14 protein-coding genes and 1 pseudogene are annotated in these 16,635 nt (G+C 65.5%); 7 read left to right on the top strand and 8 right to left on the bottom strand.

The features are described from left to right. Positions 1-5: 5 nt before the first annotated feature. Positions 6-962 (bottom strand): N-carbamoyl-D-amino-acid hydrolase, encoded by a 957-nt coding sequence (locus tag NR187_RS02910; protein WP_256805669.1) that lies wholly within the window; start codon positions 960-962, stop codon positions 6-8. Between the two features lie 151 nt (positions 963-1,113). On the opposite strand from NR187_RS02910, the gene NR187_RS02905 reads away from it, so the two are divergent. Continuing rightward, positions 1,114-2,040, top strand: coding sequence for a LysR family transcriptional regulator (locus NR187_RS02905; RefSeq protein WP_211382158.1), 927 nt, complete (start codon positions 1,114-1,116; stop codon positions 2,038-2,040). 29 nt (positions 2,041-2,069) lie between these two features. Continuing rightward, complete coding sequence (locus NR187_RS02900; protein WP_211382157.1) at positions 2,070-2,786, top strand: type 1 glutamine amidotransferase; 717 nt, start codon at positions 2,070-2,072, stop codon at positions 2,784-2,786. Positions 2,787-3,022: 236 nt separating this feature from the next. Here the strand turns inward: NR187_RS02900 and NR187_RS02895 are convergent, their stop codons facing one another. The 7 genes from NR187_RS02895 to NR187_RS02865 form a co-directional block, all read right to left on the bottom strand. Continuing rightward, positions 3,023-3,490, bottom strand: coding sequence for a nuclear transport factor 2 family protein (locus NR187_RS02895; protein WP_211382156.1), 468 nt, complete (start codon positions 3,488-3,490; stop codon positions 3,023-3,025). A gap of 79 nt (positions 3,491-3,569) precedes the next feature. Beyond that, positions 3,570-3,974: a tol-pal system-associated acyl-CoA thioesterase gene (gene ybgC, locus NR187_RS02890; protein ID WP_249128908.1), complete on the bottom strand. Its 405-nt coding sequence runs from the start codon at positions 3,972-3,974 to the stop codon at positions 3,570-3,572. A 113-nt stretch (positions 3,975-4,087) separates the two neighbouring features. After that, positions 4,088-5,005, bottom strand: a complete 918-nt coding sequence (locus tag NR187_RS02885) for a metallophosphoesterase (RefSeq protein ID WP_256805668.1) — start codon at positions 5,003-5,005, stop codon at positions 4,088-4,090. A gap of 148 nt (positions 5,006-5,153) precedes the next feature. Then, positions 5,154-6,188, bottom strand: coding sequence for a Holliday junction branch migration DNA helicase RuvB (gene ruvB, locus NR187_RS02880; protein ID WP_211382431.1), 1,035 nt, complete (start codon positions 6,186-6,188; stop codon positions 5,154-5,156). Positions 6,189-6,208: 20 nt separating this feature from the next. Beyond that, the gene (ruvA, locus tag NR187_RS02875; RefSeq protein WP_211382153.1) at positions 6,209-6,826 is read right to left on the bottom strand and encodes a Holliday junction branch migration protein RuvA; all 618 of its coding nucleotides are present in this window, start codon (positions 6,824-6,826) and stop codon (positions 6,209-6,211) included. Next, positions 6,823-7,350, bottom strand: coding sequence for a crossover junction endodeoxyribonuclease RuvC (ruvC, locus tag NR187_RS02870; protein WP_211382152.1), 528 nt, complete (start codon positions 7,348-7,350; stop codon positions 6,823-6,825). The genes ruvA and ruvC overlap by 4 nt, the downstream gene beginning before the upstream one ends. Positions 7,351-7,491: 141 nt before the next feature. Then, positions 7,492-8,238 (bottom strand): YebC/PmpR family DNA-binding transcriptional regulator, encoded by a 747-nt coding sequence (locus NR187_RS02865; RefSeq protein ID WP_211382151.1) that lies wholly within the window; start codon positions 8,236-8,238, stop codon positions 7,492-7,494. Between the two features lie 206 nt (positions 8,239-8,444). Between NR187_RS02865 and NR187_RS02860 the strand changes: the two are divergent. The 5 genes and pseudogenes from NR187_RS02860 to NR187_RS02840 all read left to right on the top strand — a co-directional run bounded on the left by NR187_RS02860 (position 8,445) and on the right by NR187_RS02840 (position 16,491). After that, a pseudogene (locus tag NR187_RS02860) lies at positions 8,445-10,192 on the top strand (methyl-accepting chemotaxis protein). Positions 10,193-10,382: 190 nt separating this feature from the next. Then, entirely contained in the window at positions 10,383-11,807 is a 1,425-nt protein-coding gene (locus NR187_RS02855; RefSeq protein WP_211382149.1) for a methyl-accepting chemotaxis protein, read from the top strand. Positions 11,808-12,509: 702 nt separating this feature from the next. Beyond that, positions 12,510-12,974, top strand: coding sequence for a (2Fe-2S)-binding protein (locus NR187_RS02850; RefSeq protein ID WP_211382147.1), 465 nt, complete (start codon positions 12,510-12,512; stop codon positions 12,972-12,974). Positions 12,975-12,982: 8 nt separating this feature from the next. Further along, positions 12,983-15,151, top strand: a complete 2,169-nt coding sequence (locus tag NR187_RS02845; RefSeq protein WP_211382146.1) for a xanthine dehydrogenase family protein molybdopterin-binding subunit — start codon at positions 12,983-12,985, stop codon at positions 15,149-15,151. Next, positions 15,148-16,491, top strand: coding sequence for a c-type cytochrome (locus NR187_RS02840; protein WP_211382145.1), 1,344 nt, complete (start codon positions 15,148-15,150; stop codon positions 16,489-16,491). Before NR187_RS02845 ends, NR187_RS02840 begins: the two co-directional genes overlap by 4 nt. Positions 16,492-16,635: the final 144 nt, after the last annotated feature.

Here is a 16,635-nt window from a genome sequence, read left to right as displayed (position 1 = left end):
TTTGGTCAGTCCGCGTCGAGGACGGCCGGCTCGATGACGCCGGCACGCTCGGTGATCACCCTGTATTGCTCGGGCCGCCGATGGGCGGCGAAGTTGAACATCTTGTCCTTGCCCTGGCGGCAGAGGTCGAGATCGACGTCGGCGACGATCACCTCATCTGAGAGCGTCGCGGCCTGCGCGACGATACGGCCGTTGGGATCGACGATGCAGGAGCCTCCGATCAGCCCGGAGCCGTCCTCCTCGCCGGCTTTCGCCACCGAGATCGCCCAGGTCGCATTCATGTAGGCGTTGGCCTGCGTCACCAGCGTCGAATGGAAGGTACGGAGCGTTCCGTCTTCCGTCGTGCCGCCATTGGGATCGTACGCCGCCGAATTGTAGCCGATGCAGACGAGCTCGACGCCCTGCAGGCCGAGCACGCGCCAGGATTCCGGCCAGCGGCGGTCGTTGCAGATCATCATGCCCATGATGGCGTGGGCCCACGTCGAGCCGGCGCGGAAGGCGGGAAAGCCGAGGTCGCCATACTCGAAATAGCGCTTCTCCAGCTGCTGGTAGCGCGCACCTTGCCGCGGCTCGACCGAGCCCGGCAGGTGCACCTTGCGATAGCGGCCGAGCAGCTCGCCGTCGCGATCGACCAGAATGGCGCAATTATAGCGGCGACCGTCGGGCGTCAGCTCGGCATAGCCGACATAGAAGCCGACGCGCAGCGCGCGTGCGCGGTCGAACAGTTTTGCCACGGCCGGGTTCGGCATGCCGCGCTCGAAATAGCTATCGAGTTCGTCGCCTTCGAGCAGCCAGCGCGGGAAGAATGTGGTGAAGGCGAGCTCGGGAAACACCACGAGGCTGGCGCCGCGGCCGGCGGCCTCGTCCAGCAGGCCGATCATGCGCGCAAGCGTATGCTCGCGCGTATCGGCTTTTTGCGTCGGCCCCATCTGTGCTGCGGCGGCGCGAAGGACACGAACCAAGATTGCCTCCAATCTGTGCGCAGTGCTGCCTCAATGGGCGAATGAACCCTTTGATGCAACGTGCAAATCCGCGGTCATTACGCGGAAGCGGGGCTACAAAATCAATTCGTTCTGCTATGATCTTTTGGCCCTGAGTATAATCGGCAGTGATATGAACCTGCGCCAGCTCGAGATCCTGCGTGCCGTCATCCGCCACCGCACAACGGTTGCCGCGGCCGACGAACTGGCGCTGTCGCAGCCTGCCGTCAGCAATGCGCTGAAGACGATGGAAGCGCAGGCGGGTTTTGCGCTGTTCGAGCGCGTCAACAACCGGCTGTTTCCGACCGCGGAAGCCATGGCACTCTACAAGGAGAGCGAGGCAATCTTCGCGCTGCACGCCAAGCTCGAGAACCGCGTCCGCGATCTGCGCGAGAACCGCTCGGGGCATCTTTCGATCGTGGCGACGCCGCCGCTCGCCTACAGCATCATCCCTTCCGCGCTGTCGGGCTTCCTGCGCCGTCGCCCGGAGACGCGCGTGTTCTTCGACGTGCGGCGTTATGAGGGCATCATCGAGGGCGTGCTGAGCCGCGTCGCCGAGCTCGGCTTCGCGCTTGGCCTGACGCATCATCCCGGCATCGCGCATGAGGTGGTGCACACCGGCGAGATGGTCTGCGTATTGCCGCCGCAGCATCCGCTTGCCGATAGGCCCGTGATCTCGGCCGCCGATCTTTCCGGACTGCCCTTCATCGGGCTGGAGCGCGGCACGCGGCTCGGCGAGGCCGTGCGCGACGGCTTTGCCCGCGCCGGCGCGCCGTTCCGGCCGACCGTCGAGGTGCGTTACTGCAACACGGCCTGCGTGCTCGCCGCCGCAGGCGTCGGCGCCGCGGTGGTCGATCCCTTCTCGCCGCGGCAGAACGGCGGCAGCGGCCTCGTGGTCCGGCCGTTCACGCCGACGACGCGCACGGTGGCCTATATGCTATGGTCGGAAGCCGAGCCGCTGTCGCGCCTGGCAAAGGCCTTTCTCGGCGAGGTCCGCAGGGAAAGCGCATTGCTGGAGCCCGCAGCGCCGCACCAGCAACATGGGGCAGAAAGCGACTGAGCTTGCGCAACGTCTTTACCTGAGGGCACATGGCACGCATCACCATCATCGAGACCGGACAGGTCCCGCCAAAATATCGCGAGCAGCACGGCTCGTTTCCCGACATGTTCGAACGCATGGTCCGCGCCGAGGACCCGACCGCCACGGTCGAAATCGTCAGCATCCCGAATGGCGATGCGCTGCCCGATCCGGGCAAGCTCGAGGCCGTACTGATCACGGGCGCGGCCGCCGGCGTCTATGACGGGCTCGACTGGATCGCGCCGCTGGAAGATTTTGTGCGCACCGCCTATGCCAGCAAGACACCGATGGTCGGCGTCTGCTTCGGCCATCAGCTGATCGCGCAGGCGCTCGGCGGCACCGTGCGCAAGTCGGAGAAGGGCTGGGGCATCGGCCGGCACGTCTATCAGGTGCTGCCCGAGAACGGCGTCGTCGAGGGGGAGGCGGTCGCAATCGCCGCATCGCATCAGGACCAGGTGATCGAGCCGCCGAACGACGCGCTGACGATCCTCTCGTCCGACTTCACGCCGCACGCCGGCCTGCTTTACGCCAACGGTACGACCCTGTCGGTGCAGCCGCATCCGGAGTTCGACGTGGAGTTCGCGGAAGTCTGTTGCGCGCTGCGCGACGGCAAGGCGCCGGAGCATGTTGTCGCAACGGCGAGGGCGTCGCTTGCCGAGCCGCTGGATAGCGCGAAGCTTGGCGGGGCGATCACGAGGTTTCTGGCGAGGCGCACATCGCCTAAGTAGCGGACTACGCTTGAGGCTGGATAGGAATGAGCCCAATTCGTCGAACGATAAGCCTGATCGTTGCACTCGCCCTAATTGTCGTAGGGCTGGGAGCTCTAGTCTATCTCCTATTCTTCGCACTTCGATGGAAAGGCTGGATGGTAATGGCCGCCGGCTTCGTGGCGGCGTTAGGCATTATGTGGTTCTGGGAGGACTTCCCAAAAGCAAAAGGCAAGAGCAATTGGGGTGGTGGGTAGTCAGAACGGATCCGTCCCCAACCCCGCTACATCCGCCGGCCTTGGCCCTGGCGCGGCCCAGTGAAACCGGCGATCCTTCTCCGCAATCGCGATGTCGTTGATCGAGGCTTCGCGGCGCCGCATCAGGCCGTGCTCGTCGAACTCCCACTGCTCGTTGCCATAGGAGCGATACCACTGGCCGGACGCGTCGTGCCATTCGTACTGGAAGCGCACCGCGATGCGGTTGCCGTCGAAGGCCCAGAGATCCTTGATCAAGCGGTAGTCGTGCTCCTTCTCCCATTTGCGGGTGAGGAAGGCGACGATGGCCTCGCGGCCCTGGAACACCTCCGAGCGATTGCGCCAGCAACTGTCCTCGGTATAGGCGAGCGAGACGCGCACCGGATCGCGCGAATTCCAGGCGTCCTCGGCCATGCGCGCCTTCTGCGCGGCGGTCTCTTTCGTGAAGGGCGGCAGCGGCGGGCGCGACATGATAGCCTCATCGATTGGTCGGGACCGCAAATCTATCGCCACGGGCGCCGGAGTCGATAGACGATCACCTATCGGGCAATCACGAAATCAGATCAGCCTTCATCAAGGCGCGGATCGATTTCGGGATCGGCTGGGCGCGGCCGCCGCTGATGAAGGCGACGCGCACCTCGGCCTTCACGAGGACCTCCTCGCCGCGGCGCACCTCCTGCGCCAGCATGATGGAGGCGCCCTTCACCGCGACCGGCCAGGTCACGACGTCGAGCACGTCGTCCATGCGCGCCGGCCTCATGAAATCGAGGCGCATCGAGCGCACCACGAAGGCAAAGCCGGAATCTTCCGTCGCAGGCTGCTCGAACAGGGCCTGCTGCTCGGCGCCCATCAGGCGCAGATGATTGGTGCGCCCGCGCTCCATGAAGCGCAGATAGTTGGCGTGATAGACGATGCCGGAAAAATCCGTATCCTCGTAGTAGACACGGACCTGCATGTGGTGGCGGCCGTCGCGGATCTCGCCGTCGAGATGAGCTGTCACGTCGCGAGCCTCTTCGCATTTCGCTACCGGTCCGTTTTGCGCAAAAACGGCCGGCCGCGCAAGCGGGGCTACGCCATCGCCGGCCCCCGCCCCAGCGTCACCTCGACGATTTCCGGCGGCACGCCGAATCGGACGGGCATGATGCTGCAGCCGAGGCCGCCGGAGATGATGACGTCGCATTTCAACCGGACATGACCATAGGCGAGCCGGACGCCGTGCTGCGGCGGAACCGCCGGCGACCAGCCGAGCAGGCGGACCTGGCCGCCATGGGTATGGCCGGACAGTTGCAGCGCGACGCGCGCCGGCACGCGCGGCGCGATGTTGGGCTCGTGCGCAAGCAGGATGACCGGCGCGTCGTCGGTGACCTTGGCGAGCGTCGCGTTGAGATCGTCGGCGCCGAAGCGCCCTATGCTCTGGAAGCGCCGCGCCGGCAGGAAGGCGAGCTGATCGCCGAGGCCCGCGAGCCAGAACGGGCGGCCGTCCTTGATCAGGCGCACGACGTCGTTCTCGTAGACGGGAATGCCGGCCGCTTCCAGCGCGCGGTGGGCGATGGTCGGTCCGTGCCCTGCCTGCTGCACGGCCCTGTCCACCCAATAGTCATGATTGCCCATGACGGCATGAACGCCGAGCGGCGCTTTCAGGCCAGCCAGCACTCTCGCCCATTCACTCGCCGGAATGATGCGCGTGACCTGGTGCAGACCGGCGACGTAGTCGCCGAGCAAGACGATGATGTCCGCGTTGAGCGCGTTGGTTCGATCGACGATGGCTTCGATCCGCTCCAGCGACATCCAGGGATCGCAGGCATGGATGTCGGCGATCACCGCAATCTTCAACGGAAAATCCGCCGGCCACTGCCGCGGCGCCGGATGATAGCGCGTGACGTCGAGCCGCAGCAGCGGCTCGACGCCGACGCCATAGGCCCCGGTCGAGACGCCGAGGGCCGACAGGCCGCCGATGGAACGGAAGAAATGACGGCGCGTGATCATGGCGGCCCGGTGATGATACGCTTTGGTGATGCGGTCCGATTGGAGCGGAATTGGGGTGCGCTCGTGCAGACGGATAGCATCTCCGTGCAGGCTGTCTGCACAAAAGATTACCGGAAGTTCATGACATCCGGCGCCCGCGACGTGCGCATCAGTCGTCGGCCTCGTCGGTGCCGAACAAGCCGAATTGCGCCGCGGCATCGCGCGACGGTTCGGCAATGCCGAGATGGCGGAACGCGTGCGAGGTGAGCAGCCGGCCGCGCGGGGTGCGCTGGAGATAGCCGCACTGGATGAGATAGGGCTCGATGATGTCCTCGATGGCATCGCGCGGCTCGGAGAGCGCGGCAGCCATCGTCTCGACGCCAACCGGGCCGCCGCCATAGTTCGTCGCGATGGTCGTGAGATAGCGACGGTCCATGGCGTCCAGGCCCGCGGCGTCGACCTCGAGCGCACTCAGCGCGTGGTCGGCGATCTTGCGGTCGATCTCGTCGGCATCGGCCGCCGAGGCGAAATCGCGCACGCGGCGCAGCAGGCGGCCGGCGATGCGCGGCGTGCCGCGGGCGCGGCGCGCGATCTCGTTGGCGCCGTCAGCACTCATGCCGACATTGAGCACGCGCGCGCCGCGGGTAACGATGCTTTCCAGCTCCTCGATGGTGTAGAAGTTGAGCCGGACCGGAATGCCGAAGCGATCGCGCAAAGGATTGGTGAGCAGCCCGGCGCGCGTGGTGGCGCCGACGAGGGTGAATTTCGACAGCTCGATCTTGACCGAGCGCGCCGCCGGCCCTTCGCCGATGATGAGGTCGAGCTGAAAATCCTCCATCGCGGGATAGAGCACCTCTTCGACCGCGGGGCTGAGGCGATGGATCTCGTCGATGAAGAGCACGTCGCGCTCCTCGAGGTTGGTGAGCAGCGCGGCGAGATCGCCGGCCTTGGCGATCACGGGGCCTGACGTGGCGCGAAAGCCGACGCCGAGTTCCTTCGCGACGATCTGCGCCAGCGTGGTCTTGCCGAGGCCGGGCGGACCGACGAACAGCACGTGATCCAGCGCCTCGCCGCGCTTGCGCGCCGCCTCGATGAAGATCGAGAGATTCTTGCGCGCCTGCTGCTGGCCGACGAAGTCGGACAGCGATTGCGGCCGCAACGCGGTGTCGCCGACATCGTCGCTGCGGCGCTCCGGCGTGACCATGCGGTTGGCCTTGGGATCGCTCACTTCGCCAGCTCCTTCAACCCGAGCCGGATCAGCTGCGCCGTCTCCGCCCCCTCACCGGCGCTGCGCGACGCCGATGCGATCGCGGCGGCGGCCTGCGGCTGGCCGTAGCCGAGATTGACCAGCGCGGAGATCGCATCCGCCACCGGGCGCGGCGCGCGCTGGTCGTCGATGGCACCGGCGAGGTGCACGACGGCCGGGTCGACATTGGCGAAGGCCGGCGCCTTGTCTTTCAACTCCGTGACGATGCGCTCGGCCACCTTGGGACCGACGCCCGGCGTGCGCGCCACCGCGGCCTTGTCGCGCAGCGCAATCGCGTTGGCGAGATCGGACGGCGCCAGCGTGCCGAGCACGGCCAGCGCGACCTTGGCCCCGACGCCCTGCACGGTCTGGAGCAGGCGAAACCATTCGCGCTCCTGGTCGGTGCGGAAGCCGAACAGCTTGATCTGGTCCTCGCGGACATAAGTCTCGATCGACAGCACTGCGGCCTCGCCGGGCGCCGGCAGATGCTGGAGCGTGCGCGCCGAGCAATGCACCTGGTAACCGACGCCGCCGACGTCGAGGACGACATAATCCTCGCCGTAGGAATCGATCAGGCCCTTGAGCTTGCCGATCATAACCCCACCACCTTCAACCTGAGCGCCGTGCTCTGGCGGTGATGGGCGTGGGTGATGGCGATGGCGAGCGCGTCGGCGGCGTCCGCGGACGGCGGATCGGCCTTGGGCAGCAAGATCTTGAGCATCATCGCGATCTGTTGCTTGTCGGCATGGCCGGCGCCGACCACCGTCTTCTTCACCCGGTTGGGCGCGTATTCGGCAACACTGATGCCGAACATCGCGGGCGCCAGCATGGCGACGCCACGCGCCTGGCCGAGTTTCAGCGTCGCGACGCCGTCCTTGTTCACAAAGGTCTGCTCGACGGCGGCTTCCATCGGCTTGTGATCGGACAGCACCGCCGCAAGCCCTTCGTGGATGGCGAGCAGCCGGTTCGACAGCGGCAGATCGTCCGGCGGTTCCACCGAGCCGCAGGCGACATAGATCAAACGATTGCCCTCGGCCTCGATCACGCCCCAGCCGGTACGGCGCAGGCCGGGGTCGATGCCGATGATGCGAATGGGGCCACGAATCGGGAGCGCAGTCATGGGCCAGTGATAGCGGCTGGCTGCTTGGAGCGAAACAGAAACAGAACGGAAGTAACAGGGGAAAGCGGGGGGCTGCTCTTCGCCTCTTCCCGCAAGAGCGGGGCGAGGGAGCGCACCGTCCACGCGATCGCCCTGATCGCCCTACCCGCCCATCTTCGCCATCAGCGCGTCCGACACCTCGAAATTGGCATAGACGTTCTGGACGTCGTCGTGCTCGTTGAGCAGGTCCATCAGTTTGAGCAGCTTCTCGCCGGTCTCGTCGTCCACCGCGACCGTGTTCTGAGGCTTCCAGATCAGCGCGGCCTTGCGCGGCTCGCCAAACCTGGCTTCCAGCGCCTTGGCGACGTCGCGATAGCCTTCGGTCGAGGCATAGATCTCGTGGCCGTTCTCGCCCGAGATCACGTCGTCGGCGCCGGCCTCGATCGCGGCATCCAGCACCGCGTCGTCGGAGGCGACGCCGCGGTCGTACTCGACGATGCCGGTACGGTCGAACATGAAGGAGACCGAGCCGGTTTCACCGAGATTGCCGCCGGATTTGGTGAAGAAGGAGCGGATGTCGGAAGCGGCACGGTTGCGGTTGTCGGTCAGCGCCTCGACGATGACGGCGACGCCGCCGGGACCGTAGCCCTCGTAGCGGATCTCGTCGTAGTTCTCGCCCTCGCTGCCGAGCGCCTTCTTGACCGCGCGCTCGATATTGTCCTTCGGCATGTTCTCCTGACGCGCCGCGATGATCGCCGCGCGCAGGCGCGGGTTCATGTTGGGGTCGGGTGTCCCCAGCTTGGCCGCGACGGTGATTTCCCGCGCCAGCTTGCCGAACAGCTTCGACTTCTGGGCATCCTGCCGCCCCTTGCGGTGCATGATGTTCTTGAATTGGGAATGTCCGGCCATGCGTGTCTTCTCTAAGGAATCGTGCGCCAAAAGATGAGCGTGGGAAGCGCGGCGTTATAAGCCGCGCCCCCACCGGAAAGAAAGAGGCTCTACGACTTTAAGGTAACACCTTACTGTCTTGTGCCTAGATGTCAGGCTTCGTTAACCCTGATTTCATTCCAGCCTGCGAAAATAGCGTCGGACCGTCCCCCGACAAGAGAGACCTGATGGCGTTCGGACTATTTCGGAAGCGTCTGCCGGACATGACTGCGCCCGCGGCAGCCCCGCAGGCTGCGCAGCCTGCGGCCAATTCCGAACCCGCTGCGGCCGTCGACGCGGATTCTGCCAAGGAAATCCTGGAACTGCTGGAACTCGAGCTTGGAGCGATGATTCGCCAGCTCGAGCGTGCCGCCAATTCGGTGGCTGGCGGCGCCGAGGCGACGGCCACGACGCTCGCCGCCATTCGCGACCGCACCGATGCCCTGACCGGCCGGACCAACGCTGCGCAGTCGACCGCCTCCACCTTTGCCCATGCCGCCGACAAGTTCACCCAGTCGGCGCTGGGGATCGGGGCGCAGGTTCGCGAGGCCGGCAAGCTGGCCGACGAGGCCAGCGCCGCAGCCCAGGAAGCCCGCGCCAATGTCGATCGGCTGCGCGAGTCCTCGGCCGCCATCGGCAACGTCGTCAATCTGATCGCGCAGATCGCGCGGCAGACGACGCTGCTTGCGCTCAACTCGACCATCGAGGCCGCGCGTGCGGGGGCTGCGGGCAAAGGCTTTGCGGTCGTCGCCACCGAGGTCAAGGCACTCGCGGTGCAGACCCAGGGCGCGACGGAAGAGATCACCAAAAAGATCGACGCGCTGCAGCGCGACGCGGCCGGCTCAGCCGATGCCGTCCACCGCATCTCGCAGGCCATCGAGGCAATCCGCCCGGTGTTCGAGACCGTCAACGGCGCGGTCGCCGAACAGAACGCCACCACCAGCGAGGTCTCCGGCAACGCGACAAGCGCGTCGGAGTTCATCATCTCGGTCGGCGAAAGCGCGGCCGAGATCGATGCTGCGACCAAGGCGGCCGAGACCCACGGCGAGAACGTCGCCAGCGCCGGCAAGGCCGTCACCGCATTCGCGCAGAAACTGAAATCGCGCTGCGCCGTGCTGCTCCGCCAGAGCGAGAACGAGGATCGCCGCAAGACCGAGCGACTGCCCTGCCATCTCAAGCTCGAAACCGCGCGCGGCGTATGGCCGGTTTACGAGATCGCGATGGACGGCGTGCTGATCGGCGGCGCGGAGGCGGGCCGCCTTGCACCGCAAGCAATGATCGAAGGCACGCTCGAAGACGTCGGCGCCTGCCGCCTTCGCGTGGTCGAGCAATCCAAGGCGGGCGCCCGCGCGCAATTCGTCGGTCCCAATGCCGAGCTGAACGAGAAGATCGAGGACAGGCTCTGGTCGATCCACGAAGAAAACACCGAGTTCGTCACCCGTGCCATGGAGGCGGGCAACGCGCTGACCGGGATCTTCGAGCAGGCGATCGCAAGCGGCGACGTCAGGATCGACGACCTCTTCGACACCGATTACGCCGAGATCGCCGCAACCAATCCGCAGCAATACCGCACCAGATATCTGGACTGGGCCGATCGCGCGCTGCCCTCGTTCCAGGAAGCCTTCCTGGCCAAGGACCCGCGCATGGCGTTCTGCGCCATGGTCGATCGCAACGGCTTCCTGCCGGTGCACAACAGGATCTATCGCATCCGCAGCGGCCGGGTGACGTCGCCTGGAACACGGCCAACAGCCGCAACCGGCGGATGTTCAACGATCCGGCTGGGTTGGCTGCCGCGCGCAACCTGCGCTCGTATCTGATCCAGAGCTATGCGCGCGACATGGGCAACGGGAACACGGTGATGATGCGCGAGATCGACGTCCCGATCCGCGTGCAGGGCCGGCACTGGGGTGGATTTCGCACGGCCTACAAGCTCTAGGGCACGACCCGAAAAACCATGCAGCGTTTTTTCGACAAGTTCATGCTCAATCCTAGGAAACAGGGCGCGAATTGTGCCCGAGTGCACGCTCAGGCAAGACGCCGGTCGCGAATCATCCTTTAGGGTTGGGATTGGAATGGGAATGCCGCGGTGAGCCGGCGAACGGCTCTGACTGGAGGACTCTCAAGACATGTCCGTCGTACAACTTGCAGTACTGGACACCGGCTCCAACCGGACACTCGCCGAGCGGCTGATCGATCAGCTCGCCGACCGCATCGGCGGCCTCGGCGTGGAACTCGCCGACATTGCCGGCAACGTCCAGGAAGTCGCGAACCGCGTCTCGAACCAGTCGGAACGGTTCCATCACCTCCAGAAGACCGCCGAGACGATGGTCTCGGCCAACCACGACATCGCCAATGCATCGCAGGCGGTGCAATCGACCACGTCAGCGGCGGTCGGCGAGATCGCGCAGTCGCGCGGCGCCGTCGACACCGCCGTCAGCCACATCGCCGAACTCGTCGCGGCGGTGGAGCGGATCGAGGCGCGCTTGAGCGCCGTCGGCTCGGCGCTGGCGCAGGTGGCGAAGGTATCCGGCTCGATCGAGGCGATCGCAAAGCAGACCAATCTGCTCGCGCTCAACGCCACCATCGAAGCGGCACGCGCCGGCAATGCCGGCCGCGGCTTCGCGGTGGTCGCAAGCGAGGTGAAGAACCTCGCGGAAGCCACCCGCCAGGCCACGCATCAGATCTCCGACACCGTGCGCGATCTCGACGGCCAGATCGAAGGCCTGATCGGCGAGAGCAGCGACGCCTCACAGCGCGCCAAGACCGCCGGCGAAGGCGCCCAGCAGATCTCCGGCATCATCTCGCGGGTCCAGCAGGGCTTCGCCTCCGTGGAAGCGGAGATCGGCAGCGTCACGCGCGCGGCGACCTCCAATCTCGGACACTGCGACATCGTCATCGGTGAGCTCAACGAGCTCGCCAAGGGCGTCGACCTCTCCTCGCGCGATCTCAAGAACGCCGATCAGCGCGTGACAAAATTGCTCGACACGTCCGAAGCGCTGATCGCGCTGATCGCCGACAGCGGCGTCGAGACGTCGGATGCGCCGCTGATTCGCGTCGTCGTCGAGACCGCAAAGCGGATCTCGGACGAGTTCGAGGCCGCGATCGACCGCGGCGAGATCTCGCTCGACCAGCTCATGGACGAGAACTACCGGGAAATCGCCGGCACCGATCCCAAGCAGTACAATACCAGCTACGTCGACTTCACCGACCGCGTGCTTCCCGCGATCCAGGACCCGATCCAGAAATCCGATTCCCGCATCGTGTTCTGCGTCGCCTGGGCCAAGGGCGGCTATCTGCCGACGCACAATCCGAACTACCGCCTGCCGCAGGGCAAGGACCCGGTCTGGAATAACGCCAATTGCCGCAATCGCCGCCTGTTCACCGACCGCGCGGTGAAGAAGGTCGCGGCCAACACCAAGCCGTTCCTGCTCCAGACCTATCGCCGCGACATGGGCGGCGGGCAGTTCGTGCTGATGAAGGATCTGTCCTCACCGATCATGATCCGCGGCAAGCACTGGGGCGCTTTCCGGATGGGCTTCCGGCAGAGCTGACGGTTGCTGGCGATGGCGCTCCGACGTCCCTGAAGCAAAAAGCTCGAAAACAACCCCATGCACAGTAGCCGCAGCGTGGGAGATCAACGACTTGCGCCGGCAGCCCATGACGCAGCTTGACTCGTCGGGCAACACAGGCGCATATTGCTAGTATTCCGAAGTTTAACATGCGCCGCCACAGGCCCTCGCCCGCAAGGTGGGTCTATCGCATTCGCGCTTGGCGAGGCCTGAGCAAGCGCCTCGTCCTTCGAGACGACCGCTTCGCGGTCTCCTCAGGATGAGGCTGATTGGCATTGGTGCTCTTCAAATTGCGTCCGCACACTCGATCCTCATCCCGAGGGCCCGCCGTCGGCGGGCGTCTCGAAGGATGGCCGCAAGCGAGGATGTGTCGTGCCCGACTTTTCGAATCGCACGAGTTTCGACTTCGCATGATTTTGCGCGTTCGCACGATCGAGTGCGATGACCAACGGCATGCACGACGAAAAAGCGTCAAAACATGACGATTATCATATCAATTAGCCCAAAACCGTTGCTGCGATCGCCGCACAAATTCGTGAACGTCATGGCCTGACGCGCTACCCGCGCAAATATGCATTGCCGGGAATTTCGACGCTTCATCGCTTCGCGTCGTTATGATTATGGTCGCGCGGAAAAATTCGCCGAGATGATCGCCGCAAGCGATCGCCGAGCAAGGGGATGCACATGGCAACTACTCTCACCATCAACGGCGAAACGAAATCGTTCGACGCGCCACCGGACATGCCGCTGCTGTGGGTGCTGCGCGACATCCTCGGGATGACGGGCACCAAGTTCGGCTGCGGCATTGCGCAGTGCGGCGCCTGCACGGTGCATGTCGACGGCAAGGCGGTGCGCTCGTGCGTGCTGCCGGTCAGCGCCGTCGCGAACCGCGTCATCACCACCATCGAGCATGTCGGCACCACGCCGGCGGGCGCGAAGGTGCAGAAGGCCTGGTTGGAGGCCGAAGTGGTCCAGTGCGGCTATTGCCAGTCCGGCCAGATCATGTCGGCGGCCGCGCTGCTGGCGGCAACGCCGAACCCCGATGATTCCGACATCGACGCCGCCATGGCCGGCAACATCTGTCGCTGCGGCACCTATGTGCGGATCCGCGAGGCCATCAAGCAGGCCGCCAACGGCCGTCAGTCGTGAGGTCCGCCATGAATGCGCACAACAGCGTCTCCCGCCGCACGCTTCTGACCGGCAGCCTCGCCACCGGCTTCCTGCTCGCCTTCCATCTGCCGCTCCGCGCCGCCGTCAACGAACCGGTGCAGCCGGAGGACAAGACCGATGACAAGTTCGCGCCGAATGCCTTCATCCGCATCGACCCGGAAGGTCTGACGACGCTGGTGATGCCGCAAGTCGAGATGGGACAGGGAATCTACACCGCGGTCTCGATGATCCTGGCAGAGGAACTCGACGCCGACTGGGCGAAGGTCCAGCTGCTGCACGCACCCGCCAACGAGAAGCTTTACGGCAATCCCATTTTCATCATTCAGGCGACCGGAGGCTCCACGTCGGTCCGGGCGTTCTGGAAGCCGCTGCGCGATGCCGGCGCCAGCGCGCGCGCCATGCTGGTGCAGGCCGCGGCCGCGCAATGGGGCGTCGATCCCGCCAGTTGCACGACGTCGAAGGGTGAGGTGACCCACAAGGCGAGCGGCCGGACGCTTGGCTATGGTGCGCTTGCGGCTGCCGCAAGCGGCCAGACGCCGCCCAAGGACGTCCCACTCAAGGACCCCAAGGATTTCGTCTATATCGGCCAGCCGTTCAAGCGGCTCGACACGCCCGAGAAGGTCAACGGCAAGGCGGTCTACGGCATCGACGCCATCGTGCCGAACATGAAGTTCGCAACGCTGGCGCAGTGCCCGGTTTTCGGCGGCAAGGTCGGCAAGGTCGATGACCATGCCGCCAGGAAGATTCCGGGCGTGCGGCAGATCGTCGTGCTCGACGATCTCGTTGCAGTCGTCGGCGATCACATGTGGGCGGCGAAGAAAGGCCTGGATGCGCTCGACATCGCGTGGAACGAGGGACCGAACGCGAAGATCGATTCGAAAGCGATCTGGGAAGACTTGCGCGCCGCCAGCGCAAAGGACGGCGTGGTCGCCAAATCCACCGGCGACATCGCCAAGGGCCTCGCCTCCGGCGAAAAGATCGAGGCTTCGTTCGAGCTGCCGTTCCTCGCGCACGCAACGATGGAGCCGTTGAACGCCACGGTGCATTGCAAGCCCGACTCCTGCGAAATCTGGACCGGAACGCAGATCATGGCGCGCGTGCAGTCGGAGGCGGCCAAGGCCGCCGGGCTCCCGATCGAGAAGGTGACCGTCAACCAGCACCTGCTCGGCGGCGGCTTCGGCCGCAAGCTCGAGCCCGACATGGTGGTCGCGGCCGTCCGCATCGCCAAGCAGGTCGAGGGTCCGGTCAAGGTGGTGTGGACCCGCGAGGAAGACATTCAGCACGACGTCTATCGACCGGTCTATCGCGACACGATCGCAGCGACCTTGTCGGGCGGCAAGATCGCCAGCTGGAAATACAAGATCGCCGGCGCTGCGATCATCGCACGCTGGCTGCCTCCGGCGTTCCAGAAGGGCATCGACATCGACGCGGTCGACAGCGCCACGGACGTGCCCTACGAGATCCCGAATGTCCACGTCGAATATGTGCGGGCAGAGCCGCCGGCGATACCAACCGGATTCTGGCGCGGGGTCGGCCCCAACAACAACGTGTTTGCGGTCGAGTGCTTCATCGACGAACTGGCGCGCAAGGCGGGCAAGGACCCGGTCGAGTTTCGCCGTGGCATGCTGGCCAATCAGCCGCGCTTCCTGTCCGTCCTCAATCTTGCTGCAGAGAAAGCCAATTGGGGGCAGCCCTTGCCGGCGCGCGTCGGGCGCGGCGTGTGCCTGCAGCCGTCTTTCGGGAGTTTCATCGCCACGGTGGTGGAAGCGGAGGTCGACGAGCAAGGCGAGGTCAATCTGCGCCGTGCGACCTCGGTGGTGGACACCGGCATCGCCGTCAATCCCGATACGATCGTGGCCCAGGTCGAGGGCGGATTGATCTTCGGCCTCACCGCCGCGCTCTACGGCGAGATCACGATCGAAAAGGGTCGCGTCCAGCAATCCAACTTCAATGACTACCGGATGTTGCGGATCAACCAGACACCCAAGATCGAGGTTCACGTCGTCAAGAGCGGCGAGGCACCCGGCGGGATCGGCGAGACCGGCACGACGGCGGGACCGCCGGCGCTGCGCAATGCGATCTACGCCGCAACCGGCGTGGCGCTGCGGCGCCTGCCGATCGATCGGAAATTGCTGGCTGCGGGGAAGAAGGCATGAGCGGCAAGATGCGTATTCTCACAAGCCTCATCGTGATCGCCCTCGTCGTGGCAGCGCTCGGCGTCTGGATCATCCGCGGACCCGGTCCGCTCGACTTCGCCGGCGGCACGAAAGTGGCGCTGGCGGACTATCGCGCCGGCAAGCCCACGGGCGTGCCGGCCAAACTCGAAAAGGCAAGCCTTGTCGAGCGCGGTGAATATCTCGCCAAGGCGGCCGACTGCATGGTCTGCCACACCAAGCCCGGCGAGAAGGACTATGCTGGCGGTCTCGCCTTCAAGCTGCCGTTCGGCACGCTTTATTCGACCAACATCACGCCGGACAAGGACACCGGCATCGGCAATTACAGCGACCAGGATTTCCTGGGCGCGGTCCAGCACGGCAAGCGCCGCGACGGCGCGCGGCTGTATCCGGCGATGCCATACACGTCCTACACCTTCATGACGGACGAGGACGTGCTGGCGGTGAAGGCGTATCTGTTCAGCCTGCCGGCCGTGCGCGCCGAGGCGCCCGAGAACACGCTGTCGTTCCCGTTCAACCAGCGCTGGGCGATGATTGTCTGGTCGGCCGTGTTCAATCCGGACACGCGCTTTGCGCCTGACACCTCGAAGAGCCCGGAGTGGAATCGCGGGGCGTATCTGGCCGAAGCGCTGGCGCATTGCGGCGAGTGCCACACACCGCGCAATCTCGGCTTCGCGCTGGACAACCGCAGGAAGTTCGGCGGCGCCATTACCGCCGGTTGGCGTGCCTTCAACGTCTCCTCCGAAAGGGCCACCGGCCTCGGCAATTGGAGCGACGCGGATCTGGTCTCGTATCTGTCGCTCGGCCACGCACCTGGCCACGGCTCGGCCTCGGGTCCGATGGGCGAAGCCGTCGACCACAGTTTTAGCCAGTTCGCCCCCGAAGACATCAGCAGCATCGTTGCTTACTTGCGCAGCGTGCCGCCACAGCCCTCGCCCGATCTGCCCGCCACCACGGCTCCCGTCGCGCCCGCCTCGCACAAGGACGGCGTCACGGCGGATGCGCGCGGCAAGAAGGTGTTCGCCAGCGCCTGTGCCAGCTGCCACGGCTGGAGCGGCGAGAGCCCGGTGTCGCCGATGGCGACGCTCACCGGCACCTGGGCCGTCAACGACCCCGCCGCCACCAACGTCGCGCAGATCGTGATCTCGGGGACGAAGCGGCATACGCCCGACGGCGCGCTGTCGATGCCGGCGTTTGGCAACGCGTACACCGACGACGAGATCGCCGCGGTGGCGAATTACGTGACGGGAAGGTTCGGCACCAAGGGCTCGAAGCTGACGGCGAAGGATGTCGCGGAGTTGCGGGAGCAGACGGCGGAGTAAATCTTTCGCCGCGAACACCACCGCACCTTCTCCCCTTGTGGGAGAAGGTGGCGCGAAGCGCCGGATGAGGGGTTCTGTCCGCGAATTCAAATGTGAGAGACTCGCGTGCGGAGAGAACCCCTCACCCGTCTCGCCGCCACGCGG

The sequence above is a fragment of the Bradyrhizobium sp. Bra64 genome, assembly GCF_024519875.1.
GTDB lineage: Bacteria > Pseudomonadota > Alphaproteobacteria > Rhizobiales > Xanthobacteraceae > Bradyrhizobium > Bradyrhizobium japonicum_G.
This window is presented reverse-complemented; position numbering and strand designations above follow the sequence as displayed.

Bases quoted from the DNA above. Each gene is read 5' to 3' on its own strand.
- NR187_RS02905 (WP_211382158.1), top strand. From the start codon at position 1,114: ATGAACCTGCGCCAGCTCGAGATCCTGCGTGCCGTCATCCGCCACCGC.
- NR187_RS02900 (WP_211382157.1), top strand. From the start codon at position 2,070: ATGGCACGCATCACCATCATCGAGACCGGACAGGTCCCGCCAAAATAT.
- NR187_RS02895 (WP_211382156.1), bottom strand. From the start codon at position 3,490: ATGTCGCGCCCGCCGCTGCCGCCCTTCACGAAAGAGACCGCCGCGCAG.
- ybgC (WP_249128908.1), bottom strand. From the start codon at position 3,974: ATGCAGGTCCGTGTCTACTACGAGGATACGGATTTTTCCGGCATCGTC.
- NR187_RS02885 (WP_256805668.1), bottom strand. From the start codon at position 5,005: ATGATCACGCGCCGTCATTTCTTCCGTTCCATCGGCGGCCTGTCGGCC.
- ruvB (WP_211382431.1), bottom strand. From the start codon at position 6,188: ATGGTCACGCCGGAGCGCCGCAGCGACGATGTCGGCGACACCGCGTTG.
- ruvA (WP_211382153.1), bottom strand. From the start codon at position 6,826: ATGATCGGCAAGCTCAAGGGCCTGATCGATTCCTACGGCGAGGATTAT.
- ruvC (WP_211382152.1), bottom strand. From the start codon at position 7,350: ATGACTGCGCTCCCGATTCGTGGCCCCATTCGCATCATCGGCATCGAC.
- NR187_RS02865 (WP_211382151.1), bottom strand. From the start codon at position 8,238: ATGGCCGGACATTCCCAATTCAAGAACATCATGCACCGCAAGGGGCGG.
- NR187_RS02855 (WP_211382149.1), top strand. From the start codon at position 10,383: ATGTCCGTCGTACAACTTGCAGTACTGGACACCGGCTCCAACCGGACA.
- NR187_RS02850 (WP_211382147.1), top strand. From the start codon at position 12,510: ATGGCAACTACTCTCACCATCAACGGCGAAACGAAATCGTTCGACGCG.
- NR187_RS02845 (WP_211382146.1), top strand. From the start codon at position 12,983: ATGAATGCGCACAACAGCGTCTCCCGCCGCACGCTTCTGACCGGCAGC.
- NR187_RS02840 (WP_211382145.1), top strand. From the start codon at position 15,148: ATGAGCGGCAAGATGCGTATTCTCACAAGCCTCATCGTGATCGCCCTC.